General features: G+C 64.1%; 23 protein-coding genes. 5 read left to right on the forward strand and 18 right to left on the reverse strand.

The window, feature by feature from the left end:
- Positions 1-63: 63 nt before the first annotated feature.
- Genes rpl12p through WD430_RS18850 form a run of 3 tightly spaced genes read right to left on the reverse strand, consistent with a single transcriptional unit; the run spans position 64 to position 2,122 of the window.
- A complete protein-coding gene (gene rpl12p / locus WD430_RS18840) occupies positions 64-417 on the reverse strand; it encodes a 50S ribosomal protein P1 (protein ID WP_339103959.1) in 354 nt (117 codons plus the stop codon).
- Positions 418-438: 21 nt separating this feature from the next.
- Entirely contained in the window at positions 439-1,488 is a 1,050-nt protein-coding gene (locus WD430_RS18845) for a 50S ribosomal protein L10 (protein WP_339103960.1), read from the reverse strand.
- A gap of 1 nt (position 1,489) precedes the next feature.
- Positions 1,490-2,122 carry a 50S ribosomal protein L1 gene (locus WD430_RS18850; protein ID WP_339103961.1) on the reverse strand — a complete coding sequence of 211 codons (633 nt, stop codon included), beginning with the start codon at positions 2,120-2,122 and terminating at the stop codon, positions 1,490-1,492.
- A gap of 285 nt (positions 2,123-2,407) precedes the next feature.
- On the opposite strand from WD430_RS18850, the gene WD430_RS18855 reads away from it, so the two are divergent.
- Positions 2,408-3,016, forward strand: a complete 609-nt coding sequence (locus WD430_RS18855; RefSeq protein ID WP_339103962.1) for a hypothetical protein — start codon at positions 2,408-2,410, stop codon at positions 3,014-3,016.
- Between the two features lie 366 nt (positions 3,017-3,382).
- Here the strand turns inward: WD430_RS18855 and WD430_RS18860 are convergent, their stop codons facing one another.
- The 6 genes from WD430_RS18860 to WD430_RS18885 all read right to left on the reverse strand — a co-directional run bounded on the left by WD430_RS18860 (position 3,383) and on the right by WD430_RS18885 (position 7,534).
- A complete protein-coding gene (locus tag WD430_RS18860) occupies positions 3,383-3,871 on the reverse strand; it encodes a 50S ribosomal protein L11 (RefSeq protein ID WP_339103963.1) in 489 nt (162 codons plus the stop codon).
- 92 nt (positions 3,872-3,963) lie between these two features.
- Complete coding sequence (gene cutA / locus WD430_RS18865; protein ID WP_339103964.1) at positions 3,964-4,266, reverse strand: divalent-cation tolerance protein CutA; 303 nt, start codon at positions 4,264-4,266, stop codon at positions 3,964-3,966.
- 102 nt (positions 4,267-4,368) lie between these two features.
- A complete protein-coding gene (locus WD430_RS18870) occupies positions 4,369-4,566 on the reverse strand; it encodes an HEWD family protein (RefSeq protein ID WP_339103965.1) in 198 nt (65 codons plus the stop codon).
- Between the two features lie 155 nt (positions 4,567-4,721).
- Positions 4,722-5,054, reverse strand: a complete 333-nt coding sequence (locus WD430_RS18875) for a hypothetical protein (RefSeq protein WP_339103966.1) — start codon at positions 5,052-5,054, stop codon at positions 4,722-4,724.
- Between the two features lie 192 nt (positions 5,055-5,246).
- Complete coding sequence (locus WD430_RS18880) at positions 5,247-6,758, reverse strand: phosphoenolpyruvate carboxykinase (ATP) (RefSeq protein WP_339103967.1); 1,512 nt, start codon at positions 6,756-6,758, stop codon at positions 5,247-5,249.
- A 335-nt stretch (positions 6,759-7,093) separates the two neighbouring features.
- The gene (locus tag WD430_RS18885; protein ID WP_339103968.1) at positions 7,094-7,534 is read right to left on the reverse strand and encodes a plastocyanin/azurin family copper-binding protein; all 441 of its coding nucleotides are present in this window, start codon (positions 7,532-7,534) and stop codon (positions 7,094-7,096) included.
- Between the two features lie 117 nt (positions 7,535-7,651).
- Between WD430_RS18885 and WD430_RS18890 the strand changes: the two genes are divergently transcribed.
- Together WD430_RS18890 and WD430_RS18895 are read left to right on the forward strand one after the other, a co-directional pair.
- Positions 7,652-8,377 carry a protein sorting system archaetidylserine synthase gene (locus WD430_RS18890; protein ID WP_339103969.1) on the forward strand — a complete coding sequence of 242 codons (726 nt, stop codon included), beginning with the start codon at positions 7,652-7,654 and terminating at the stop codon, positions 8,375-8,377.
- A gap of 84 nt (positions 8,378-8,461) precedes the next feature.
- Complete coding sequence (locus tag WD430_RS18895) at positions 8,462-9,808, forward strand: HEAT repeat domain-containing protein (protein ID WP_339103970.1); 1,347 nt, start codon at positions 8,462-8,464, stop codon at positions 9,806-9,808.
- A gap of 367 nt (positions 9,809-10,175) precedes the next feature.
- Here WD430_RS18895 and WD430_RS18900 read toward each other — a convergent pair whose 3' ends face one another.
- The gene (locus WD430_RS18900; RefSeq protein WP_339103971.1) at positions 10,176-11,078 is read right to left on the reverse strand and encodes a hypothetical protein; all 903 of its coding nucleotides are present in this window, start codon (positions 11,076-11,078) and stop codon (positions 10,176-10,178) included.
- Entirely contained in the window at positions 11,068-11,886 is an 819-nt protein-coding gene (locus tag WD430_RS18905) for a hypothetical protein (RefSeq protein ID WP_339103972.1), read from the reverse strand. The genes WD430_RS18900 and WD430_RS18905 overlap by 11 nt, the downstream gene beginning before the upstream one ends.
- A gap of 535 nt (positions 11,887-12,421) precedes the next feature.
- Here WD430_RS18905 and WD430_RS18910 point away from each other — a divergent pair.
- A complete protein-coding gene (locus tag WD430_RS18910) occupies positions 12,422-14,260 on the forward strand; it encodes a phospholipase D-like domain-containing protein (RefSeq protein WP_339103973.1) in 1,839 nt (612 codons plus the stop codon).
- Between the two features lie 429 nt (positions 14,261-14,689).
- Here WD430_RS18910 and WD430_RS18915 read toward each other — a convergent pair whose 3' ends face one another.
- From WD430_RS18915 to WD430_RS18945, 7 genes are all read right to left on the reverse strand, one after another.
- A complete protein-coding gene (locus WD430_RS18915; protein WP_339103974.1) occupies positions 14,690-15,121 on the reverse strand; it encodes a metal-dependent transcriptional regulator in 432 nt (143 codons plus the stop codon).
- Between the two features lie 124 nt (positions 15,122-15,245).
- Positions 15,246-15,740, reverse strand: coding sequence for a ferritin-like domain-containing protein (locus tag WD430_RS18920; RefSeq protein ID WP_174680328.1), 495 nt, complete (start codon positions 15,738-15,740; stop codon positions 15,246-15,248).
- 287 nt (positions 15,741-16,027) lie between these two features.
- Positions 16,028-17,104 carry a hypothetical protein gene (locus tag WD430_RS18925; RefSeq protein ID WP_339103975.1) on the reverse strand — a complete coding sequence of 359 codons (1,077 nt, stop codon included), beginning with the start codon at positions 17,102-17,104 and terminating at the stop codon, positions 16,028-16,030.
- Positions 17,105-17,205: 101 nt separating this feature from the next.
- On the reverse strand, positions 17,206-18,426 hold the full coding sequence (gene sufD / locus WD430_RS18930; RefSeq protein ID WP_339103976.1) for a Fe-S cluster assembly protein SufD: 1,221 nt from the start codon (positions 18,424-18,426) through the stop codon (positions 17,206-17,208).
- Between the two features lies 1 nt (position 18,427).
- Positions 18,428-19,858: a Fe-S cluster assembly protein SufB gene (gene sufB, locus WD430_RS18935; RefSeq protein ID WP_339103977.1), complete on the reverse strand. Its 1,431-nt coding sequence runs from the start codon at positions 19,856-19,858 to the stop codon at positions 18,428-18,430.
- Between the two features lie 61 nt (positions 19,859-19,919).
- The gene (locus WD430_RS18940; RefSeq protein WP_339103978.1) at positions 19,920-20,828 is read right to left on the reverse strand and encodes an ABC transporter ATP-binding protein; all 909 of its coding nucleotides are present in this window, start codon (positions 20,826-20,828) and stop codon (positions 19,920-19,922) included.
- Positions 20,829-21,023: 195 nt separating this feature from the next.
- Entirely contained in the window at positions 21,024-23,762 is a 2,739-nt protein-coding gene (locus WD430_RS18945) for a DNA-directed DNA polymerase (protein ID WP_339103979.1), read from the reverse strand.
- Between the two features lie 129 nt (positions 23,763-23,891).
- On the opposite strand from WD430_RS18945, the gene WD430_RS18950 reads away from it, so the two are divergent.
- Complete coding sequence (locus WD430_RS18950) at positions 23,892-24,074, forward strand: hypothetical protein (protein WP_174680335.1); 183 nt, start codon at positions 23,892-23,894, stop codon at positions 24,072-24,074.
- The last annotated feature ends 7 nt before the right edge of the window (positions 24,075-24,081 follow it).

Here is a 24,081-nt window from a genome sequence, read left to right on the forward strand (position 1 = left end):
AAGTAGCTGTTCGTCCGTCGCGTCGAAGAAAAATCGGGATTGCCGAAATCGTCGCGTCGCGACTTAGCCGAAGAGCTCGCCGAGGCCCTCGCCGCCGGCGTCGTCGTCCTCGTCGTCGTCCTCGTCGGTCGTGTCCGGGACGTCGCTGGTCTCTTCGACCTCTTCCTCGTCGCCGCCTTCGTCGCCACCGGCGTCACCGCCCGCGGCGGCACCGCCTGCGGCGGCTCCGCCAGCGGGGACGGCGGCGGCCTCGGAGACTGCCTCGTCGATGTCGACGTCCTCGAGCGCGGCGACGAGCGCCTTGACTCGGGACTCCTCGACGTCGACGCCGGCAGCGTCGAGCACGTCGGTCAGGTTGTCTTCGTTGATCTCTTCGCCCGATTCGTTCAGGATGAGTGCAGCGTATACGTATTCCATTGTAGTGTCCTCCAGTAGTGATTATCCGAACATCTCGCCGAGACCGGCCCCGCCGTCACCGCCGTCGTCTTCGTCGTCATCGTCGGTGTCGGCGTCGGCCTCGTCGGCGTCAGTTTCGGTGTCGTCCTGTTCGTCAGCCGATTCGTCCTCGCCCTCGTCGGCGGCCGGTTCAGCGGCCGCGTCGACGCCCTGCAGTTCCTCGGGCAGGGCCTCCTCGTCGTCGATCTGGGCCGCGAGCGCACGCAGCTGTGCGTCGGCCTTGCTGACGAGGTCGGGCATCAGCTCTTCGTCCTCGATTGCGGCCTGCAGGCCGAGGCTCTTGGCCTCGCCCGTGGCCTTGGCGATGAGCGTCGGCGCCGTCGACGCGGTCGGGAAGCTCGCGTTGATCGCGAGGTTCCGTGCGCGTGCGGCGGCGGTCGACACGTCGCTCTCGTAGGCCTCGACGTCGATGTCGAGGTCCTCGGGGTCGAAGAGGACGCCGTCGGCGACGACGGCGCGGAGGTCGAGTCCGACCTCCTTGGGCTCGATCCCGAGTTCGTTGAGGACGTTCGCCAGATCCGCAGAGACTTCGCCGCCGGCCTCGAGGACCGTCGAGTCCTCCATGACCTGAATCGAACCCTCTTCGATGCGCGCGTTCGCACCGATGCTCTGGAGTTCGCCGACGAACGGTCCCGGGTCGACCCCGGTGTCACCCTCGGGGATGACGATGTCGTTCGGGGCGACCTCGCCCTCGTTGATGGGCGCGGGCGTCTTCGACGCCTCGAGCTCCTTGTAGAGCGTGAACGGGTTGTCGTTCGTGCCGACGATCCCGACCTGGCCCTCGACGTGTTCGACGAGATCGTCGAGCCCGGACTGCTCCAGTGCGCGGACCTGCAGGGTATTGCGGCTGACGCGGAGCTCGGCGGTACCGTGCAGATCACGGCGCATGTCCTGGAGCTGCTTGCTCGGGATGCCGGTGATGCCGACGATGCCGACGCTGTCGTAGCTCTCGATGATCTCCTGGAGCTCGTCGACTTCCTCTCGCTTCCACTGGGGAAGGTTCTCGGTCTTGCGTTCAGCCTGTGCGCTCATATTAGGCCACCTCCACGGACGGCCCCATCGTCGTCTTCACGTAGACGGCGTCGATGTTCTGGGGCCCCTTCTCGAGGTCGGCGTGCAGGCGACGCAGGATGACGTCGATGTTGTCGGCGACGTCCTCGGCATCCATCTCTTCCGAGCCGACGAGCGTGTGGAACGTTCGTCGGTCGCCGGAGCGAAGCTGCACGGTGTTTTTGAGCCGGTTGACGGTCTCGACGACGTCGTCGTCGGGCGCGAGCGGGTCCGGCATCTTCCCTCGGGGACCGAGGATGGTACCCAGGTGCCGGGCGATATCTTGCATCATCGCCTCTTCGGCGATGAAGAAGTCCGTCTCGTCGGCCATGTCCTTGGCCTCGTCATCGTCCAGATCGGCCACGTCGTCCTCCGAGAGGACCTCGTCCGCCGCCTCTTCGGCGCGGACGGCGGTTTCTCCCTCGGCAATGACGACGATTCGCGTATCCTGGCCGGTTCCGGACGGCAGGACGATAGACTCGTCAACTCGGTTCGACGGTTCGTTTAGGTCTAGGTCGCGCAGATTGATCGCGAGGTCGACCGTCTCGGTAAAGTTCCGATCCGGGGCGTCCTCGAGTGCGCGAGCGACTGCTGTTTCAATATCCGAATCTGCCATCGTTCACCTCCGTAGTACGCAGGAGTGCTCCTACGGGTCAGTGAAACAGGCTAGGCCTGTCTCCTTTGAACGGAGTGCTATGCCGAACTTAAACCCGTCGAACTGTCAGTGACCGACGCCTCGTCGCGCGTGACGGCCAGACCCACTCGCGGTATCGTCCGGCGATTCGTATCCGCTCACACCCCCTCACTCTCTCGAGAAATCCGATGAGAGCCGCGACGAGCGGCGCGGAGATAGGTCCGATGAACGAAAATATTATGATCAGTGATAGTGTAGATTTCCTGTATGTGGCCATCAAACTTATATAATGTTAGTGGGGCGACGGGAACCGGGTCGGGCACACCGCTGACGGTCAGCGGGTTCGGCCTCGAAACGCTAGCGGCACTCGGACCGCTCGAGCGTGCTGGACTCCAGTTCGCCGCGACGCTCGTGCTCGCGGTCGTGGTGCTCGGATTGCTTCAGGGGTACGCCCCGCGAACGGTGACGAAGGCTCGCCGGAGCCCGGTCATTTCGACCTGTGTCGGCCTACCGGGGCTGCTCGTCGTCGCCGGGCTCGGGAGCACGGGATATCTGATACTCGATACGGATCTGGGGCCGTTCTTCGGGATTCCGATGATCGTCCTCGGCGGGACGATCGTCCCCGCGTCGACGGTCCTCGGCTTCGTCGCGTTCGGACGTTCGATCGCGGCCCGACTCGGCCGCGACCGCCTCTCGCTCGGCGTCCTCGTCGGCAGCGTCCTCGCCGGCATCGCCGGCCTCTCGCTGGCACTGACCGCCGTCGTGGCCGGTCTCGCCGGGGCCCTCGGACTCGGCGCGGGCGTCCGCGTGATCGTGACCACCGGCGGGACGTCTCAGCCCGACGACCGCACCGTTCCCCCCGCGAACAAGATCTAAGTCGCTGGTCGGATCGTCGCGCGACGGCCGAGCGGTTCGACGCTGATGGATCCGCCGGGAGACGGTTCCCAGAACGGCTCGTGACTATTCTCGTGTCAGTTTCGCGTTCGCCGTTACCGTCGCGTTCGCGTCGACGGACCCGTCGTAGCCGTGGGCGTGGACGGATCCGGTACCGTCGGAATTCCGTCGCTCTCAAACCGAGGCGACAACGAGACGACCGACCGCGCGTCACCTGAACGACTCTGCTTCAGTCTGGACGACGGAACTCGAGTGCAGGTGGAGTTTGCGTTCCCGTGACTACGGTGGCGGTTCGTCGGAGACGGATGAAGAAGCACTCAGTGCGCTCGTGCCCCGAGCGCTCGTCGATTACGCTGCAGCTTCGTCGAGGAGCACGTCGTCGTACTCGCCGGCGTCGACCTTCTCCTTGAACTCGCGAGCGTCGTCGCCCTCGATGGTGACGCCCATCGAGGCGCAGGTGCCGACGACTTCCTTCGCGGCGTTTTTCGCGTCGTAGGCGAGCAGGTCGGGGTGTTTCTGCTCGGCGATCTGCTTGACCTGATCGATCGAGAGATCGGCGACGAAGTCCTTCTGGGGTTCGCCGCTGCCGGTGTCGAATCCGGCCTCGTCCTTGATCAGTTCGGCCGTCGGTGGGACACCGACGTCGATCTCGAAGGAGCCGTCGTCGTCGTAGTCGACGGTGACGGGGACCTCGGTCCCGTCGAACGCTTCCGTCTGGTCGTTGATCTCCTGTACGACCGCCTGTACGTCGACAGGGGTCGGTCCGAGCTCGGGACCGAGCGGTGGGCCAGGGTTGGCCTGGCCACCCGGAACGAGCACTTCGATGGTTCCAGCCATACCCGTCACAACCCGTGCGCGAGTTTTAAGGGTTGCTAATTCGGGCAGTGAACCCTGTGACTCGGTATCGTACGCGTCGAGTCACGACCGCGTCACTCGACGCTCTCGGTCCGCCACTCGGCGAACGACTCGAGCACCTGCGTCTCGTCGAAGCGTTCGATACACGGCACGTCGTAGGGGTGAATCTCGTCGACGCGATCGATCAGGTCGTCGGCGGCGTCGGCGGTCGTCTTCGCGAGCAGGACGACTTCGTCGTCGCGGTGAATCTCGCCCTCCCAGCGGTAGGTGGAGGTCGTCGACAGCCGGTTGACGCAGGCCGCGAGCCGTTCCTCGACGAGCGTCTCGGCGATCCGATCGGCTTCCGCCGGTGGAACCGTGATGTAGACCGTGGACATCCGTGTCGTCGGGTACGCTCGAGACGGAGAAAAAGTCCCCTGACCGGGGACGACCGCAGGGCTCTAGCGACGGCGGCGGTCCGAGACTCGGCCGCGACCGCGTCAGTCCGCGTTCGCGTTACCGGTGACGGGATTGAACGTTCCGTTGATGTCCCACTCGTGAATGCAGTGTGGATTGCCGACCTGCTTTTCGCCGTCGTCGCGGGCGATCTGCCAGGCCTCGAGGTCGTCATCCCATCGCTCGGTTCGATCGCACCGTTCGCAGACGCGGGCAGTCGGCGGTCGTACTTGTGCGCTCATTATCGACCGTGGGTACTGGACGCATATAACACTGTTTGTGTGCGGCAACTTCTGCCCCACATTCGTTCACGATTATTGTAGAATTTAAAGTCAGAGAGCCGATCCCAGCGTTTGACCGTTCGTCGTAAGTCGTTCGAAACGTCCTGAGATCGGTTTCAGAGGCGCTCGCCGTCGGTTCCGAGTCGCTGGTTCGTCTCCGCGACCGCCGCTCCGTCGATCGGTGCCTCCGGCCGGCCGATCGAGAGGTACCGGCCCGCCGGGGAGCGATATCGGACGACGAGCGACCACATGACCGCGGTCCCTAACAGCCCGATCGCCGAGAGGGTCATCCCCAGCGAATAGAACGTCCCGGTATAGATCACGGCGAGTACGAACTTGGGAACGCTGGTCGCCAGCGGGATTCGCGCGTCGAGATCGCGCAACGTCGGGAGCAACGCGAGGACGGTGAGTAAACTGCCGCCGAGAAAGACGAGATCTTGCCAGGCCATAGAATGGATACTCGGCTATGAGTAAATACTCTTCCGGTTGGGATCGGTCGAACGAGTCCGTCTCGAGCGGGTTCCGATCCGAAGAGGATCGACGGCGACGTCGATCGCGTACCCGCAGTACCCGCGATTGGTACTGACTGAAACAGACGGACCCGAAAATAACAGCGATACTCGATCAGCCGACGGTCCCGATCAGTAGACGGCGTCCGCGATCTCCTCGCGGAGTTCGTCGAACTGCTCGAGGTAGTCGCGGCGTTCGGCCCGCAGCGCCGCGACGGCCTCGTCGTAGTCCTCGACGTGGTCGGGGACGTAGTACTCCTCGATGTCGATTCCGGGCACGGTCTCGGGGATCGTCAGGCCGGTTCGATCGTCGTCGGTCCACTCGATCGTTCCGCGGGCGGTTTCGGTGAGGATAGTGACGGATTCCTCGACGCCGATATCCTTCGATTTCTCGCCGAGGTAGCCCGTGTTGATGACGTAACACTCGATGTCCAGCGCCTCGATGAGGTCGCGGAAGATGTTGCCCTCCTCGCCCTCGGGACCGATGATGAAGGGGTTGGTCCCGACGACGCGGATCGACTCGCCGGCCCGCGACGGGTCGCCGGCGCTGGTCTCGATCGATTCGCCGAGCATGAAGGCGACGGCCGCCTGGTCGTCCGTGAGCTTCGCGACCGGCGGCATCAGCGGGTTCCGGGTGATGAAGAAGGCCTGATCCATCCGCTCTAAGTCGATCTCCTCGTCGGCGCTCTCGAGCTGGTCGCGCTGGACGACCGCCCGGGAGTTCGAGGTGTAGCGATCCTCGTCGAAGTGGACCGTCCCGTCGTCGTCGACGGCGACGTTCTCGAAGACGGCCGACTCGTGGGTCGCGGCCTCGTAGAGTTCGGGTTGTTCCTCGGCGTCGAGGCCGATGGTCTTGATGAACAGTCCCTGACCCTCGCTGCCGGCGACGGTGCCGTCCGGCAGGAGGCCACAGACGTCGTCCTGGAGCATCGTGGCGTCTTCGGGGTCCTCGAGCCAGCAGCCGTGGGAGGTGAGCGTCGACTTGCCGGTCGCAGAGAGGCCCATGAACACCTGGCCGACGGTCTGGAGGTCGCCGTCCGCGTCACGAACGCGGACGCGCTTGCTGCCCGCGTGGAGACCGAGGCCGCCCTGTTCTTTGATCCGGTACATGTACAGCCGGAGGAACGACTTCTTCGCCTCGCCGATGTAATCGGTCCCCAGCACGGCGGTAAAGCCCTCGTCGGGAAGGACGCGAACGGCGGTCTCGTCGTAGTCGGGGTCCATAACCGTGTAGAGGTCGGGCTCGCGACCGTCCGACGGTTCGAACAGGTCCCGCCAGCCCAGCGCGATGTGGGCGTGCTCGACGGGGACGAACAGTCGGCAACAGAAGGTCGCGTCGGGATGGCGCCCCATCAGTCGATCGACGCAGATCATCTCGCGGTCGCCCGCGCGGGCGATCGCGTCGTCGACGAGGTCGTGGTCGCGCTCGTCGAACGCGGCGTCAACGGCGTTTTTCGTCAGATCGGCGCTTCGCGATCGCGTTTCGCTGACGTACGACGGGGATCCGAACTCGGTCGTCGTCTCGTCGTCGGCTGCGAGATCGCGGAGTTCCTCGAACGAGGGATCGTACCGCACGTTCGACGCTGTCGTCGGGTCAGGAAGTTCTCGGACCAGCGGACGGGTCTCCGCCCCGGTTTCGGACATATACGTAATCAACCATCGTCGCGATGTATAAACATGGAGGATTCTTCTCTCCGTGTGTCACATCCTCACCAATCACTGTAACGATATGGCAATTTGCGTCCTGTAGGGGCGATACGTAGCCGATTCGGTATCTAGGACTAAACTATCTGAATTCGGATACGAATGGGAAAGATACTCGAAAGTGAAATAACTTCTACGGGGCGAGTCACCGTTCGGACGGCGGTTCCCCTCACGGAACCGCCCCGGTGAATTTTATCGGATCGGAGGCTCCGTCGTTTCGACTCTCGATACCGCTCCCCTCGAGGTCTCGATATCGGAGAACGACCCGGCGCGTCTCACTCCGAGACGATTATCCGACCGGTCATTCCGGCGTTGACGTGCGGTTCGCAGATGTACGTGTAGGTCCCCGGTACCTCGAACGTGTGCTCGAACGTCCCGCGGGTCTCGAGCTTCCCGCCCTGGGACTCGTGCCAGGCCTCGATGGCCGTCTGTTCGTCCTCGTAGCCGCCGGTCGCGAAGTAGTCGGCGCCCTCGGGAAGGCTCGCCTCGCGGGCCGTCACCGTGTGGATCGCTTCGCTGGTGTTCTTCCAGACGACGGTCTCACCGACGCTGGCCTCGTACTCGTCGGGGAGGAAGGCGTTCCGGTTCATTCCGATGGTACAGCTCTGGCCCTCGCAGGGGTCGTCGCTATTGAACGCGTTGCCGACGGCCGAACAGCCCGCCAGTCCGACCGAAACGGCGGAGCCGACGGCGGCGAGATAGACGCGCCGATTCATACCGTTGGCTTGGGAGCATCCGAATATAACCGCCCCGGTTCGATCGTCGAAACCTCGAGCGTCGGATCGGTGGCGAAACGAAAACACGTAAGGGACCTCCACGTCGAATCCGGGAGTATGCTCCCCCGGTTCGTCGGGCGACTGGGCGTCGCCGACGCGGTGACGATCGCCAACGCCGCTCTGGGATTCGTCGCCGTCGTCGTCGCCTTCGTCGACATCGGGCTCGCCGCGCGCCTCATCCTGCTGGCGGCGATCGCGGACGGACTGGACGGGATCCTCGCTCGCCGCTACGGCGGCACCGACACCGGTCCCTATCTGGACTCGCTCGCCGACGTCGCCTCCTTCGCGGTCGCCCCCGCGGTCGTCGCCTTCGTCGTCATCACGGAGGGTCTCGAGATCGGATTCGACGCGGTCACCGGCGAATTGGTCCTCGTGACGGGGGTCTGTGCGCTGTTCGTCGCGATGGCCGTCACCCGACTGGGGATGTACACGGCCTACGATGTCTCCGGGAACTACACAGAGGGGATCCAGACGACGCTGGCGGCGACGATCCTCGGCGCGGCGATTCTCGCCGGTGAAACCCATCCGAAGCTCGTCCTCGCGGTGACGGGCGCGTTCTGTTACCTGATGGTCTCGCGCATCGAGTATCCCGACCTGCTCGCCCGCGACGCGGCCATCATGGGCGTCGTCCACGCCCTGGCCATCCTCGTCCCCGAGTTCGCCGGCCGCACGTTCCCCTACGCGCTGTTGACGCTCGGCATCGCGTACATGTCGCTGAGTCCCTGGTTCTACTGGGGCGAGGGGACGCAATCGACGGCGCCCGACGCGCATGGAAACGCTTAGGGCGCTGCTGGGACGACCGTAGGGTATGTACACTGCCACGCGTCGGCGTCATCTCCGGGTCCGCGATCGGGACCGGGTGGTACCATGAGCGATGACGAGGCAGCCGAGGACGGAGCGGACGAGCCGGCCGACGAGGAACCCGAACCGGTCGATCTCGAGGCCATCCGCGAGGCCCTCGAACGGTTCGAAGACGACGTCGAGTCGCTCGAGAGCGACCTCGAGGCCGCCGAGACCGAAGACGACCTGGACGTCGTCGAGGCCGAGATCGAATCGTTCCGCGACGAGTTCGACGACATCGAGATCCCCGATCCGCCGGAGACCGACGAAGACGAAGACGAGGACGAAGAGGACGAAGTCACGCCCGAGGAGGAACTCCAGGAGCGCTACGACGAGATCGAGAGCGACGTCTCCGATCTCGAGTCCGACCTCGAGGACCAGCGCGGTCCCTACGGCGAGGACGTCGTGAGCGAGATCAACGGCGTCAGCGGGACGATCACGGGCACCCGCTGGACCGAGGAGGGCAACGCCGAACTGATCGAGGCCGTCGACGACTTCCTCGACGACCTGAACGAACTGCTCGGCACCTCCGTCACGCTGAGCAACGAGGGCGAGGAGGTCCCCGACCAGTTGGACGCGACCCTCGACCGCGCCGTCGAGGCCGTCGAGGACGCCGCCCTCGACGCGGACGACGACGCCGAGACGATCGCCGGCCTGCTCGAGGCCACGGACGACCTCGAGTCGGACGTCGACGACGCGACCGAGTGGACCGACCTCGAGATCCGCGAGCAACTGCGCCGCGAGGGCTATTACGACGTGCTCGACCACGTCAAGGACTTCCCGCCGGAGTGGCACGCCCTGAAGGTCCACGAGAAGCGCGGCAACGTCGACCAGATCCTGCTGGCCTACGAGACCTTCGACTCCGACTACATGGAGGAACACTGCCTCGAGGCCCTCGAACGCATGGGCCCCGAGGAGGCCATGGAACCGATGATCCAGAAGGCGGGCCGCCGCGACCAGGCGGCGATGCGCATCCTGGGCAAGATCGGGATCGCCGACGACGAGGTCGTCGAGGCGCTCGTCGACTACGTCGACTCGAATCCCAACCTCCAGCGGCCCGCGTTCCGCGCGCTCGGTGAGATCGGCGCCGAGGACGCCGTCGAGCCGATCGCCCAGCAACTGGTCGCCGACGAGCCCGACGTCCGGAGCTGGGCCGCCCGCGCGCTCGGCCTGATCGGCGACACCCGCGCCATCGAACCGCTCGCGGACGTCCTGGCCGAGGACGATCAGGACCGCGTCCGCGCCAGCGCCGCCTGGGCGTTAAACCAGATCGGCACCGAGGATGCCCTCGAGATCGTCGCCGAGTACGGCGACGACCGCGCGTATCTCGTCCAGGCCGAGGCCGAGAAGGCGACGCCCGAGCCCGCGGCCTGACCGCGACCGAGACGCCCAAGGCGCGGAACTCATTCTTAAAGCGTCTGATCTGCTAAGATCTTCGACCCGCTATTCATATATGAAGGACCGACCAGACCACTCAATGGGTCACCAACACGTCGTTCTCACTGCGCTCATTGGGGTCGGCAGTCTGATCAGTCTAAATCCCGCCAATGTTGAAACCACGACTAATGACGCGAGTAGCAGACTTCCAGCGTATCAATCCGACGAACAATATGTGGTGAACGACTGCCAGTGAGTGATGCTGGACAACCTGTACAGAATTGTTCTCAACATATAATATCACTAAGTTGTGTTCAGAAATGGAGTTATACAGATCACTGAAATCTACGATTGGGTCTGGATCTCAGATGTGTTTCTGGATCTCGTTCCAGTCCGAGATTATGTCCTCGGCATCGCTCCACCAGTCATCAAAGGAGTGGTCCTCGGTCACCCGGTGGAACTCGGCCTCCTGGTTCCTGTAGATCGAGTTCACCGGAGGGACGTTCCACGAAGCGCCGTCGGAGAGAATCCATCTGTCGTGGAGTTTGCCGAGATGGTCCCCGTTAGTCATGACCCGGAGCTCCGAGTCGATGTCCCGCCTCCCCATCTCGTCCTGGAAGCGCTCGAAGTCGGACCGCATTTTATGGGTGACGTTGTCGGGGCCGCAGAGGATCTGCACGGAGCTGAATCGGTCGCCGGTTACCTCGTCCGAGAGCGGCTCGAACCCCTTCTTCGGGAAGTGCTTCGCCACCCATAGGAGGTCGCCCTCACACGCTCGGATCGCCCGCCGCAGGCGTTTTATGTTCGAGTAAGGAGTGCGGTGGGTCACCCGGTAGCTGTCCTGCTCTTGCTCCTCGACCTGGTCAGCCTCAGAGAACTGAACGCTCCCGGTCTTCTTGCTATAGGAGACGATATTCAGGCCGTTGAGCAGGTTCAGGATGCGCCCGGCCTCCTTGCTGTCGGACACATCGGTTTTGGACCTGAGGAACCTCTCCACCTTCTCGCGGTCCGTCCGTTGACCGTAGAAGGACTGGCAGAGGTCCCGAATCTCGGGCAGATTGAGGACCTCATGACGTAGTATCTCGGGGTGCTCGTCGTCCTCGAAGATGAACTTCGAATCGAGGTAACGCTCTCCCGCATCCGAGACGTGCCCGTTCTCGACGAAGTCTATGCGCTCGAGGAACTCCCGGCTGTCATCGTCCAGCCCGTTACTCTCCTCGTAGAAACCGAGGAGGTCCGTCTCGATGTTGGACCAGCTACTCTTCATTTTGACCGAATACGTCGTGGATGGCCTCCAGCTTCTGCTCGACCTCCTCAGTCTCCATTTCCGTGACGTCCATAGAGATGTCCATCTCGACGTTGATCCCCGTGACGCCGTCCTGGACAGCGATGGCGCCGCCGTCAGGGGTCTGTCGGGCGACTGTCCTACCGGTGGGTTCTGCGGCCCCTTCGGCGGGCTCGGGCTCTGGCCCCTGGTCGACCTCCGGACTCGTGTAGTCCTCTAAACTCGTATCATTCTCCGAGCTCGTGTTGTCCTCGGGCTCGTCCGCCACGGGGTCGTTCTCTAAGTCCTCCGGAATCGAGACGCGGCCTTCGTCGTCGATCTCTAGGAAGCCGAGTACATCGAGGATATTGAGACTCCGTTCGACATCCCTCACCTCGTCTTGGGAGGCGGCGACGGATGTTGACCCGGCAACGGCCTCAACCAGATCGTCGAACTCACACACGCTATCTTTCAGCTTGAGGTGGAACTTCGTCTCCTCGTAGAGGGGGTACTCTTCGAGGCGGCTCGCAACCTCTTGCTTCGCTTCCCTCGCTACGTCCCCAATCTTGTCCCTAAAACGGAATACCTCGTCAGGGACCTCGTAGTAACCGGCCTTCGGGACCTCAAGGAGGCCGATCTCCCCAAGGTATTTCAGCGCGACTGAGGTGGTGGATTTGTCCATTTCGCCGGCTGCCTGGTCGTACTTGATAGGCTCCTCGCTGCCCTCATGATCCCACCTCGTCACGAGGTTCGATAGGGCTCGATCGTAGGTCTCTGCTGAATACTTGTGAGCGAGTGGGACTTCACTCATTGCATGAATGTGTCCACCCGACCGCCATAAAACTGTCGGGTGCCACAGATGATTGACTAGCCAATAAATACTCTGGATTGGCTAGTTTACTTATAACAGACTTGCCTATTCCAGCCGATCTAATAGTAATATATCGGTTCCGAGAAAATAACCGTGGCATTTGAAGCTCCCTTGGGAGCTGGTCTCTTCCCCAAGAGCAAACGGAGAACTCCCCAAAACCGACGTACAACTACTGTGTATTGTGTTTAGTCTTGTGGCAGAAAATCTACCGGAGCAGATCAACAGAGGCCCCGATGAGCAAATGAGATTGGCATCGAATCGGACAACAAACGAGATATGTTATCCGATCCGTCGATGACGATAGCAACCACCGGCGCCCGAAAAGCAGTCAGTCAGCACAGCCGTCGCCGACCTCGAGTCATCATTCGATCGCTCGCCAACTTATCGCCGTCCCGTGCTGTAACGCTCTATTCTTGTCGCACCTGTTCTATTTCCGTCCTGACATTTATATCAGAAGCGGCGGCCAGATCGCTCGATGGAATACCGGCATGCCCCCGTCCTCACACTCGTCGCTATCGGCCTCGTTACCGGCGGACTGATCGGAGCCGCCGTGTTCGCCGTCGATACTGCCACGAGCCATACGAGTGCCGTGACCGTCGCAAACGGAGCGAGTGTCGAACCGACAGTCTCTCAAGTTGAAGGAAGTGACGGTACGGCAGGACACGGATGTCCGGCTCGTGCGATGGGGCCAGCGGGCTCGCCAGTCGAGACGGCGGGGGGATCTGACCGACCTGCGGACGGCGTCCGGATCGTCGAACTCTACCCGAATCCCACGATTCGCGACAACGTCGGTGAGTATCTCGTCCTTGAGGTGTCGCCCGGAACCCAACTCGGGAACTGGACGATCACCGACGGCTACACGATTGCCGGACTGCCGAATGAGACCGTCTCTAGACGCGTCGCCGTAAGCACGGCGCCGAACGTTACCAGCAGACTGACCGAGTATCCGGTGATCGAACTCGAGGGGACCCTGCGGCTTGCCGTCGACGGCGATACTCTCGAGCTCCGGAACGGGACGACGACCGTCGATACGGTCGCGTACGATCGAGCGCCGACGGCGGAACGGTGGTACCGTAGCGGCGACAGTGGGCGCGACGAGATGGCCACCGTGGGACCCGCAGCCGGCGACTGGCACCCCCGCGGCGCGACCTGCCTGCCGGTCTCGACGGCCGATGTCGAGGACGCGACGGCGTTCGTCCTCCCCGACGCGCCCGCAGTGCCACTCGAGACACTCCGCGACGCTGACGACCGCCTGCTGCTGGCCGGCTACACGTTCACGTCCGAGGCGGTCGCCGACGAACTGGTCGCTGCCGCCGACCGCGGTGTCGACGTCGCGGTCCTCCTCGAGGCGAGCCCGGTCGGTGGCACGCCCGCGGCGACCGCGGACGTCCTCGAGACGCTCGAGGCGAGCGACGTCGACGTTCGCGTCATCGGCGGCGAAGACTCGCGGTACCGCTATCACCACCCCAAGTACGCAGTCGCCGACGACCGCGTGCTGGTCACGACCGAGAACTGGAAACCGTCGGGCGTCGGCGGCGAGAGCAGCCGCGGCTGGGGCGTCCGCCTCGAGTCACAGTCTCTCGCGGCCGATCTCGCGACCGTCTTCCGCGCGGACTTCGAGGGCCGCGATACGTCGTCGGGAGCGGCCTATCGCAGAAACGCTTCGTTCGTCGACGACGGTCCCGTCTTTTCGTCGCCCGACCCCGAGTTCCCGACGAACCACGGGCCCTCGACCGTTCCCGTCGAGTCCGCCGAGCTCCTGCTCGCACCGGACAACGCAGCGCACCGTATCGAAGCGTTGCTCGAGAGCGCTGACGACGAGATCCTCGTCCTGCAGCCGTCTATCGCCGACGACGTGTCGCTGCTCGAGTCGACCCTCGAGGCCGCCCGCCGCGGCGTCGACGTCCGTATCCTGCTCGGATCGACGGAGTACAACGCCGACGAGAACCGGGCGTTGGCCGCGGATCTCGAGCGCCTCGCCGACCGGGAGAACCTGCAGCTCGACGTCCGATTGGTCGAGGACACCGACCGGTTCGAGAAGATCCACGCGAAGGGAATCGTGATCGATCGCGAAACGGCGGTCGTCGGAAGCGCCAACTGGAATTCGAACTCGCTCGAGAACAACCGCGAGGTCCTGCTGGCGCTGCACGGCGAGGCGATCGCGACCTACTACGCGGACGTCTTCGAGGACGACTGGCAGGGCGACGGCGGGTCGTCGACGCTCACCGTCGGCGTCGCTCTCGCCGTCATCGCCGCGCTCGCCCTCGCGGCGCTGGTCGGGCGTCGGTACGTTCGGTTCGGCGATCCGTCATGATCCGCTACTTGTTCCGTCTGACCGACTCGGTCCGTTAAAACGGAACCTACCGGTACGAGTTCTGCTCACGTGGCAACGGGGAGCACCACTCCCTCCCCAGTCGATTTCGCCTCACGGGCGCGAAGCACCCGTTCGGACGGTTCGCGGAACCGGAGGTTCCGCGCTAACGCTCGTTCCCACAGGTCACTCGCTCATCCACCGGAAGCCGCTTCGCGTCTTCCGAGCCGTTCGCACGGTATGCGAGACCTCCGGTCTCGCACTATTCGCGAAGACCTCGCGCGGTTGCGTGTCGCGTCTCGCGTTCGCTCACCGCGACACAGCACGCGCCACCGCAGAGCGGGGCCTCGAGAGAGCGTTCCATACATTCCACTGTGTGTTGCGTTCACACCGAGTAACTGCTATCACCGAGAATACGAACGCTGAGTCGCCTCAGTCCGCACAGCCGTCGCCGACCTCGAGTCGCTCGCAGGCGTCCCGTTCGGCGTCGAAACAGTCTGGACACTCGCCGGGCCGGTCGATAATCGTATCGAGGCGTTCCGCGACGGTGTCGTCGATGACGCTCTCTAAGGCGCGGGCCTCGTCCTGATACTCCTCGACCTCGAGGACGTTCGCGAGGAAGCGCTCGATGATACAGTAGGTCTGGAGGGCGTCGTGGGCGCGCCCGAGTCCCTCGTCGGTCAGACTCGCCCCCTTGTACTTCTCGTGGTCGACGAGTCCCCGGTCCTCGAGCTTGCCGATCATCTCGTTGACGCTGGCCGGGCTGACCTCGAGCAAGTCCGCGAGCGTGCCGGTCGATGCGGGGCCGTCCTCGATGCGTTGAGCCAGATAGATCGCCTTGAGGTATTGGTCTGCAGTGTTCATTGCATCCCTCCGTCAGTGTCGCTCGGTGTCGCGTCGATTCCTCGCCGTCCCCGCGACCGGGACTCGGTTCGTGGAGACGGCGCTCCCCCGTGACCGGCGAGAGACCGCGCTGCCGTCGTCCCGATCATGCTCTGTGCTCCATGATCTCGGTCACCTCTTCGACGCCCTCTTTCTCCTCCTCGCGGATCTCGTAGAGGGTCTCGAGGAGGCGCTCGCGATCGATCGCGAACTCGCCGTCGGAGGCCTCGATCGCGTCGATCAGGTCGTCGTAGAACTTGTAGGCCGTCTCCTCGTTCGCCAGTTGGTCGTAGAGGACGCCGTCGGTGTCCTCGGGCGGTCCGTACTGGGCGTCGACCAACGCGTTGATTTCCTCGTACGCGACGGTGTCGGCCTCGAGATCGTCGATCAGCGCCTCGAGTCGCTCGCGGTGATCGGCCGACTCGTCGGCGGCCTCCTCGAGCAACTCCCGCACCTCCTCGTCGATCGCCGCTCGCTCTTCGGGGGGCAGCGAGTCGAGGTGGTGGGCGGCGCGTGACTCGACGACCTCCTCCAGCACGACTCCGATCTGGAGCAATCGGGTCAGCTGGTGGTCGCTCGAGACGCGCTGTCCCAGACTCATACCACGTCGTCAGGGCCGCTGATACTTAACCGTCCCTACTCGGGCGTTTCGGTATCGGTCTCACAGCCGACCGGCGACGACCAGTCGGACGGGCACGTGCTCGCCAGTCTGCGTGAAGGCGACGGTCGGTTTACGTGACCGCTGGGTGATCTATTGCGATAATGATCGGAAACGCAGTGGCGACCACCGTCTGTATCGGGTTCGGATACCTCGTCGTCCGCTGGTATCGAGACGACGACGACGAGCGCCTCAACAGCGAGTGGTTCCGATAATCGATCCGCTCGTCGTCAGCCACGATACCACCAGACGCGCGTTCCCTCGCCGCCGTCGACCGCGTCGACCTGCTTGAGCCCCTCCTTGACGCAGCGCCACCAGCCGTCGCTCGAGTCGTATCCCGCCGGACACTCCGCGTAGAGCGCGTCGACGAAGTCGGAGCGACGCGCCTCCCCCTCGTCTCGCAGGTAGGCCAGCGCCCGTCCGACGGCGTGACGGCGCTTCTCGATCGTTTCGGCCGACCGACCCGGAATCGACAGCTCGTCGAGATCGGTGACGTCCTCCCCGGGACGGACGCCGCCGCCGGCTAGCTGAGTCGAGGACGTGTACTCGAGGCCGGTCTGGACGTCCCGGTTCAGCCGCTTGCGCGTGGTCGCGACCGCCCGCCGGGAGAGTTCGTCGAGTCGCTCGGTCTCGACGGAGCCGAGCACGCCGGCGTCCTCGTGGACGGGGTCCTCCCGAATGCGCGCGACGCGTTCGGGCGACAGGCCGGACGGCTTCGCTCCGTCCGACTCGGTCTCGTTCGGGTCGGCCGTAGTCGGACTCGAGTCCCCGTTACCGTCACCGTCTCGTTGCTGTTCTCGAACTGTCGCGTCGGCCTCCGCTGGCTCCTCTCGAGTCGTCGCGTCGGGACCCTGCCGGACCGTGCGGGGCGACCCGTGGACTTCGAGGACCGGCTCGCGGTTCACCGGCGTCCCGTCGGGGCGTCGGTCGCGGTCCTCTTCCTCGGTCTCGTCTTCGATAGCTGCCCGTTCGGCGCCCTCGTTGCCGGCCGCGCTCGCAGAGTCGTCGCTCGCCCGCGGCTCGTCGTCCGAACGGTCGTTCTCAACTGCCTGCGAGAGCGCCGCTACCTGCTCCTCGAGTCGGGCGATGCGCTCGCGGTGCTCCGCCAGCAGCCGGTCGCGTTTCCGACCGCGGTCGGGACCCTGCCCCCGTCCGGCCTCGATCGAGCCGCGGTGTTCGACGATCCACCGGACGTACGCCTGTCGACTCTCGAAGCCGAACAGTTCCCGCTCGGCCTCGAGCGCGTCGACGACTTCGTCCTCGAGTTCGATGGAGAGGGCCTGCATCGTCTCTCGATATCCGATCATCCTATAAAAGTGGTTGTCAGACGCTATCGACGGGCCGCAGCCGCGGCTCGCGGTCCGGGAGAACGGCAAAAGAACGTAGACGTCGCGCTATCGCCCGGCGGTTAGTCGCGCTGGCGAAGCCGAGCGCCGATCAGTTCCTCGAGATCGTCGCGGAGCTCGTCGACGTCGATCTCCTCGAGGACGGGCACGAAGAAGCCCTCGACGAGCATGTTTCGGGCCGAACGGGGGTCGACACCGCGGGAGGTCATGTAGAACAGATCCTCCGCATCGATCTGGCCGACCGTCGCCGAGTGGCTGGCCTCGGTGTCGTGGTTGTTGATGATCAGCTTCGGGGAGGCGTCGGCCTCGCTCTCGTCGGAGAGCATCAGCGTGTTCTCGCGCTGGTAGGAGCTGGTGTCCCACGCGTCGGCGCCGACGTCCTGGACGCCCTCGTAGACCGAGCGGGCGACGTCGTCGGTGACGCCGCGGGTGACGAGGTCGGCGGTCGTGTGCTCGGCGCGGTGCCAGACCTTCGCGTCGAGATCGAAGTGCTGGTCGTTGTGGCCGTAGAAGGCGCCGACGATCTGGGTCTCGGAGCTGTCGCCGCTGAGCGTCGTCGAGACCTCGGTCTTGGTCAGCTGCGTGCCGAGGTTGCCCTCGATCCAGTCGATCGTGGCGTAGGTGTCGGCGACGCCGCGCTTGACGGTGAAGTTGTAGGCCTCCTCCGAGAGGTTCTGGAGGCTGCCGTACTGGACGTAGCTGTTCTCGCCGGCGGCGACTTCGACGACGCCGCTGTAGTACTGCTCCTCGGCCTCCTCGCCGGTCGACTGGCGCTCGAGGATCGTGACCGAGGACGACTCCTCGGTGACGACGAGCGTGTAGTTGAACAGCGAGCGGGAGTTCTGCTCGGTCCGGACGGTAACGTCCTCGGCGTCGACGCCCTCGGGGACGTAGATGACCGTCCCGGTGCTAAACAGCGCCGTCGAGAGCGCCGTCAGGTAGTTCTCCTGGGTATCGACGATGCTGCCGAAGTGCTCCTGCAGGAGTTCCTCGTGTTCCTGGACCGCGTCGGCCCACGAGAGGACGTCGGCCTCGTCGGGGCCGACCTGATCCTTGTTCTCGGCCGCGTTCAGCGGGTCCACGAGGGACTCGAAGTCCAGCTCGTGGAGGTTCGTCCACTCGCGTCCCGGCGTCTTGATGACGTCGGGCATGTCGAGCTCCTCGAGGGCCTCGAGGGCCTCGAGACGGGTCTCGAGGAGCCAGTCGGGCTCGTCGAGGTCGCCGCTGATTTCGCGTACCTGTTCTTCGGTCAGATTGGCGTGTACCTGTGTTCCTGCGCTCATATTATCCGAGGCTCCCCTCCATCTCGAGTTCGATGAGACGGTTGAGTTCGACCGCGTACTCGATCGGCAGTTCCTCCGTGATCGGCTCGATGAAGCCGGCGACGATCATCTTCTTGGCGTCGTCGTCGTCCAGACCGCGGCTCTGGAGGTAGAAGATGTCCTCGTCGCCGATCTTGCCGACGGTCGCCTCGTGGGCGACGTCGACCTTCGACTCCTCGATCTCCATGTACGGCATGGTGTCCGACGTCGACTCGTTGTCGAACATCAGCGCGTCACACTCGACTGCGGTGCTCGAGTTCTCGGCGCCGTCGGCGATGTGGACGAGGCCGCGGTAGTTGGTGCGGCCGCCGTCCTTGGAGATCGACTTGGACTCGATGGTCGAACTCGTGTCGGGCGCGTTGTGGTAGACCTTCGCGCCGGTGTCGATGTCCTGGCCCTCGCCCGCGAAGGCGATGGTGATGTGGGTGTCGGTCGCGCCGCGACCCTTGAGGATCGTACACGGGTAGAGCATGGTCGCTTTCGAACCCATGCTGCCCGAGACCCACTCCATCGTACCGCCGGCCTCGCAGATGGCGCGCTTGGTGTTCAGGTTGAACGTGTTCTTCGACCAGTTCTGAACGGTCGAGTACTGGACGTGAGCGTCTTCACCGACGAAGACCTCGACGCCGCCCGAGTGGAGGTTGTGGGTGCCGTACTTGGGCGCGGAACAGCCCTCGATGTAGTGGACCTCCGACCCTTCCTCGGCGATGATGAGCGTGTGCTCGAACTGGCCCATCCCCTCCGAGTTCATGCGGAAGTACGCCTGGACGGGCATCTCGACGGTGACGTCCTCGGGGACGTAGACGAACGAGCCGCCGGACCAGACGGCCCCGTGCAGCGCAGCGAACTTGTTGTCGCTCGGCGGCACGCAGGTCGTCATGAAGTGCTCTTTGACGAGCTCGGGGTGGTCCTGGACGGCCTTGTCCATGTTGCAGAAGATGACCCCCTTCTCTTCCCACTGCTCTTGCATGTTCTGGTAGACGACCTCGGACTCGTACTGGGCACCGACGCCCGAGAGGGCGTTCTTCTCGGCTTCCGGGATGCCCAGCTTATCGAACGTGTCCTTGATGTCGTCGGGCAGCTCCGTCCAGTCGTCGACGCCTTCGCGCTTGTCGACGTCCGGGCGGATGTAGGGGATGATCTCCTCGACGTCCAGTTCGGAGAGGTCCGGCATGCCGGGCCAGCCCGACGGCATCGGCATGTTCTGGTACTGCTCGAGTGCGCGCAGACGGCGCTCGAGCATCCAGTCGGGCTCGTCCTTGTCCTCGGAGATCATGCGGATGACCTCCTCGGTCAGGCCCTTGTCGGATTTGACCGCGGCGTTCTCCTCTTTCTTGAACTCGAACCGGGCCTCGGTGTCTGTCTCTTTTAGGTGGTCTTGATCGGAACTCATTGGTTGATGTGATTTATGGTTACGGCTGTAGCGTTATTACGGTTGTTCTAGTCGAATCCGGTTACGCGGTGCCGTAGACGTCTTCGCGAACCCAGTCGTACCCCTTGTCCTCGAGCTTCTCGGCGAGCTCCGGACCGCCGCTCTTGGCGATCTGGCCGTCGAGCATCACGTGGACGTGATCGGGCTCGACGTAGTCGAGGATGCGCTGGTAGTGGGTGATCTGGAGGATACCGGTGCCCTGCTCGTCGCGCAGCGCGTTGATCCCGTTCGACACGTCCTGCAGGCGGTCGATGTCGAGCCCGGAGTCGATCTCGTCGAGGACGGCGATCGAGGGCTCGAGGATGGCGGCCTGCAGCACTTCGTTCTGCTTCTTCTCGCCGCCGGAGAAGCCGGCGTTGAGGTAGCGCTGGGCGAACTTCTCGTCCATCTCCAGTTGCTCCATCTTCTCCTGGAGGATCTGCTGGAACTCGGCGACGCCGACCTCGCCCTCGTCCGCGGGGCCTTCCATCGGCGAGGACTCGAAGCCTTCGTCCTCCTCTTCCTCGTCTTCGCCTTCCTCTTCCTCGAAGAGCTCCTCGCGCTCCTCGATCTTGGCGTTCAGCGCCGTGCGGAGGAAGTTCGTCATCGTGACGCCCTCGATCTCGGCGGGATACTGGAAGCCGAGGAAGATACCGAGCGCGGCGCGCTCGTTGGGTTCGAGGTCGAGCAGGTCCCAGGTGCGCTGGTCCTCGTCGATCTCGATGTCCTCACCGAACTCCTCGTCCTCGAGGTGGAGCAGGACCTCGCCCTCGGTGACCTCGTAGGCCGGGTGGCCGGCGATGACCTTCGCGGTCGTCGACTTCCCGGAGCCGTTGGGCCCCATCAGGGCGTGGATCTCGCCCGACTCGACCTCGAGATCGACGCCCTCGAGAATTTTCTCGTCGCCCTCCGCCACTTCCGCGTGCAAGTTGGATAGTTCGAGACGTGCCATAGTATTCGCTCACCTGAAGAGTGGGTCGTATGACTGATAACGGTTTCGTATCCATTTGGATACTGTCCCACATTAGCAAAATAATTTTCTGAAAGAGAAACTCGTGTTGTGGTCCAGTGAGTCCCTCGATAGCGAGTGACAACCGGTCGACTATCGGGAGTTGAACGAAATAACGGGGCTAGAATGTCCCAAAGGCTACATGAAGCTGTCTAAGCCCTTCTGCTCTTGCCCGCTTTTCACTTCGTCCCACGAGACGTCCAGCGCCTCGAGGATCCGCGAAATCGGCCCTTTCAGCGTCTTCTCGAGCATCTTGTCGTAGTCGACCTCGAACTCCGGCGGGATCTGGTCCTCGTACTCGAAGCAGATCACGTCGGGATCGCGCTTGAACGCGCCGTAGAGGGGATCAGTCCGGGCGTCGAACTCGCCCTCGTCCTCGAGGCGTGCGAAGAACGACGGATCGACCCGATCGAGGTAGAGTCGCTTGGGCTTGCTCCCGCGCTGGAAGTTGGTCCCCAGCAGTAGGTTCGCGTACTTCGCGCCGCGGACCTGCGCCGTGTCGGTGTCGTAGTTGTCGAGTCGCTTGCCGATCCCGCCCGGGATGGCGATCTCCTCGAGGGAGATGTCGCCCGTGCGGACGTCCTCGATGATCCCGTTGACGTACTCCTTGGCGCCCTCGACGTCGCCCTCGCGGACGATCATCTCGATGACCCGGTGCTGGACCTCCTTGGTGATCGGGGCGATGTCCGAGCGCTGGTACTCGAAGCCGACGATGTCGATGTCGTTGACGTCCTTGCCCTCCTTCCAGACGATGTGGCCGGCGTAGCGTTTCTTCTTGCCCGCCTGGAAGAACCGCCGGTAGAGCTTCTCGAACTCGATCTGGAAGCGGTGGGCCTCCGCGTTCAGGTCCTCGCGCGCGAAGTCGTCGTAGCGGCCGTTGATGTGCTCCTCGATCTCGAAGGATTGCTCGATCGCCTCGTCCTTCGAGACGTCGGGGCCGAGCTCGAGCATCACGCTGTCGGTGTCGCCGTACGTGACCTGGTAATCCAGTTCCTTCGCGGCGGTCTCGGTGAACTCGATCACTTCGCGTCCGGTCGCGGTGATCGCCGAGGCGGCCTCCTTGTCGTACAGCCGGAACTGCTCCCAGCCGGAGACGCCGTACAGCGAGTTCATGATGACCTTCACCGCGCCCTGCTGGCGGTCGTACTGCTCGTACTCGAGGCTCCCGGGCTCGTGCTCGTTTCGCAGCTCCTTCTTCTCCTCGCGCTCGGCGAGCAGTTCCGTGATCATCTCGCGCATGACGCCGTCCGGTTCCTTCCGGAAGTGAATCTCGTCGTCGCCGATCGGCGCGACGTAGGTCTCCCCGTCGTACTCGTCGGGATCGACCTTCGTCTCCGGCGACGCGTTGATCGTCGTCATGCACATCGGGTACAGCGACTTCAGGTCGAGCACGGTGACGTTCTCCTTAACGCCCGTGATCGGTTCGAAGACGGCCCCGCCCTCGTACTCCTCGCCGGCCTCCTGCTGGCCCTTCGAGGGCAGCGCGAACCGGCCGTAGGCCTCGTGGAGGACGTACATGTCGACCGCGTCGCCGGGCGTGGGGGCGTCCTCGAGTTTACACCCCACGAAGGAGCGCACCTCGTCCCAGAACGGGATGATCTCCTGCTGGCGGTCGAGTTCCACGCAGAGTTCGACGTCCCGGAGGTTGTACTCGAGCAGTTTCGTGGGATCGTCCTCCCAGAGGTCGCCGATGTCGCCGGCGTAGCGCTCCTTGCCGACGCCCAGTTCGGCCTCGCCGACCGCGTCGAGTCGGTAGGAATCCAACTCGGAGAAGACCATCCGCTGGTAGCCGTACAGCAGGTCGAAGACGACTCGGCCCTTGATGTCCGGACCGCCCCAGTTGCTGCGCCAGACCTCGTCGACCCGCGAGAGGCGATCGATCGAGAGGTCGTACTCGTGGTGGGGCCCCTCGAGTTCCTCGAGGCGGTCGAGGAAGTAGGGCGCGTCGAAGTCCTCGAAGTTCCAGCCCGTGAGGACGTCGGGATCGGTCTCCTCGACGTACTCGATGAAGGCCTCGAGCATCGCTTCCTCGTCCTCGAACGCCCGGACCTCGTGGTCGATCTCGCCCTCGATCGGATCGTACTCCTCGATCTCGTCGGGGATCGGACCGTCGCCGATCGGGGCCTCGTAGAGCCACATGATGTACTCGTCGCGGTAGGAGTCGTGGCTGGTGAGACAGACGATCGGCTCCTCGCCGTCCTCGGGGAACCCCGAGCGGTCGTCGACCTCGATGTCGAACGTGTTCACGCGCGGTTCGGCGTCGACGTCGACGGCCTCGACCTCGTCGTGGGGGACGACCAGCGAGTCGTCCTCGGCGCGTCGCTCCGGGACGCGGATGCCGCTGCGAACGTCCTTGTCGATCAGAAACCGGTTCGGGAAGAGGATGTCGGCCTCGAAGTGGTCGAAGTCGTCGCGGACCTGACCGACGTCTCGGGGCGTCTGGCCGAAGATCTTGGTCAGTTTCTCGCCGCGGATGCTCTCGTAGGGCTCCCCGTCCTCGTCGTACTCTCGGCTACCAGTCAGCCGGTCGTACTGCTCCTCGGGCGCTCGCTCGAGGCTGTCCGTCGGTGCGTAGAAGTACGGCCGGAAGCCGACGACCTGGACGTGTTCTAACTCGCCGTCGGCCGTGCGGCCGAAGACGTGCATGATCGGCCGCTCCTCGTCGCCGTAGCCCGCGATGGTGTAGTCGACCTGCATCACCGCGAGCTCGAGTTCGCCCTGCGGTTCGGGCAGGGTCTCCTCGATCACGTCGATTACCTCGGCGGCGCTCGAGCCGCCGTTGCCGGCGACGGCAACCGCCTCTTCCTCCGGCCGCGCGTCCGCGTCGTCGGACTCGCCGCCGAAGTCCGCGAGTCCGGATTGGCCCGCCTCAGTCATGGTATCCGGATTGGCAGCCGCCGAATAAAAACCCCCACACTTCGACCGACCGCCGCCGTCCCGAGCCCGTCTCGGAGTTTTGCAAGAGCAACAAGACATATAATGTGGTAACACATACCATGAGGTCAGGTGATCGAAGTGTCCACCAACGCCGACGACACGACGGATCGAAGCGAGCCGCGTAGCCAGCCCGAGGGCACCGCGACGATCGAGTCCTACGAGACGGACGACGGTGTCGTCTTCTACGACGCCGAGAACCCGCTCGCGTGGGTGGAGACTTCCCGAACCCTCACGCTGTCGGAACTGGCCTGACGGTCTC

It is taken from the genome of Haloterrigena sp. KLK7 (genome assembly GCF_037914945.1).
Lineage (GTDB): Archaea > Halobacteriota > Halobacteria > Halobacteriales > Natrialbaceae > Haloterrigena > Haloterrigena salinisoli.

Bases quoted from the DNA above. Each gene is read 5' to 3' on its own strand.
- WD430_RS18855 (WP_339103962.1), top strand. From the start codon at position 2,408: ATGTGGCCATCAAACTTATATAATGTTAGTGGGGCGACGGGAACCGGG.
- WD430_RS18925 (WP_339103975.1), bottom strand. From the start codon at position 17,104: ATGATCGGATATCGAGAGACGATGCAGGCCCTCTCCATCGAACTCGAG.
- WD430_RS18880 (WP_339103967.1), bottom strand. From the start codon at position 6,758: ATGTCCGAAACCGGGGCGGAGACCCGTCCGCTGGTCCGAGAACTTCCT.
- cutA (WP_339103964.1), bottom strand. From the start codon at position 4,266: ATGTCCACGGTCTACATCACGGTTCCACCGGCGGAAGCCGATCGGATC.
- WD430_RS18890 (WP_339103969.1), top strand. From the start codon at position 7,652: ATGCTCCCCCGGTTCGTCGGGCGACTGGGCGTCGCCGACGCGGTGACG.
- WD430_RS18945 (WP_339103979.1), bottom strand. From the start codon at position 23,762: ATGACTGAGGCGGGCCAATCCGGACTCGCGGACTTCGGCGGCGAGTCC.
- sufD (WP_339103976.1), bottom strand. From the start codon at position 18,426: ATGAGCGCAGGAACACAGGTACACGCCAATCTGACCGAAGAACAGGTA.
- WD430_RS18900 (WP_339103971.1), bottom strand. From the start codon at position 11,078: ATGAAGAGTAGCTGGTCCAACATCGAGACGGACCTCCTCGGTTTCTAC.
- WD430_RS18920 (WP_174680328.1), bottom strand. From the start codon at position 15,740: ATGAGTCTGGGACAGCGCGTCTCGAGCGACCACCAGCTGACCCGATTG.
- WD430_RS18845 (WP_339103960.1), bottom strand. From the start codon at position 1,488: ATGAGCGCACAGGCTGAACGCAAGACCGAGAACCTTCCCCAGTGGAAG.
- WD430_RS18885 (WP_339103968.1), bottom strand. From the start codon at position 7,534: ATGAATCGGCGCGTCTATCTCGCCGCCGTCGGCTCCGCCGTTTCGGTC.
- WD430_RS18860 (WP_339103963.1), bottom strand. From the start codon at position 3,871: ATGGCTGGAACCATCGAAGTGCTCGTTCCGGGTGGCCAGGCCAACCCT.
- WD430_RS18915 (WP_339103974.1), bottom strand. From the start codon at position 15,121: ATGAACACTGCAGACCAATACCTCAAGGCGATCTATCTGGCTCAACGC.
- WD430_RS18850 (WP_339103961.1), bottom strand. From the start codon at position 2,122: ATGGCAGATTCGGATATTGAAACAGCAGTCGCTCGCGCACTCGAGGAC.
- rpl12p (WP_339103959.1), bottom strand. From the start codon at position 417: ATGGAATACGTATACGCTGCACTCATCCTGAACGAATCGGGCGAAGAG.
- WD430_RS18940 (WP_339103978.1), bottom strand. From the start codon at position 20,828: ATGGCACGTCTCGAACTATCCAACTTGCACGCGGAAGTGGCGGAGGGC.
- WD430_RS18895 (WP_339103970.1), top strand. From the start codon at position 8,462: ATGAGCGATGACGAGGCAGCCGAGGACGGAGCGGACGAGCCGGCCGAC.
- WD430_RS18870 (WP_339103965.1), bottom strand. From the start codon at position 4,566: ATGAGCGCACAAGTACGACCGCCGACTGCCCGCGTCTGCGAACGGTGC.
- WD430_RS18905 (WP_339103972.1), bottom strand. From the start codon at position 11,886: ATGAGTGAAGTCCCACTCGCTCACAAGTATTCAGCAGAGACCTACGAT.
- WD430_RS18910 (WP_339103973.1), top strand. From the start codon at position 12,422: ATGGAATACCGGCATGCCCCCGTCCTCACACTCGTCGCTATCGGCCTC.
- WD430_RS18875 (WP_339103966.1), bottom strand. From the start codon at position 5,054: ATGGCCTGGCAAGATCTCGTCTTTCTCGGCGGCAGTTTACTCACCGTC.
- sufB (WP_339103977.1), bottom strand. From the start codon at position 19,858: ATGAGTTCCGATCAAGACCACCTAAAAGAGACAGACACCGAGGCCCGG.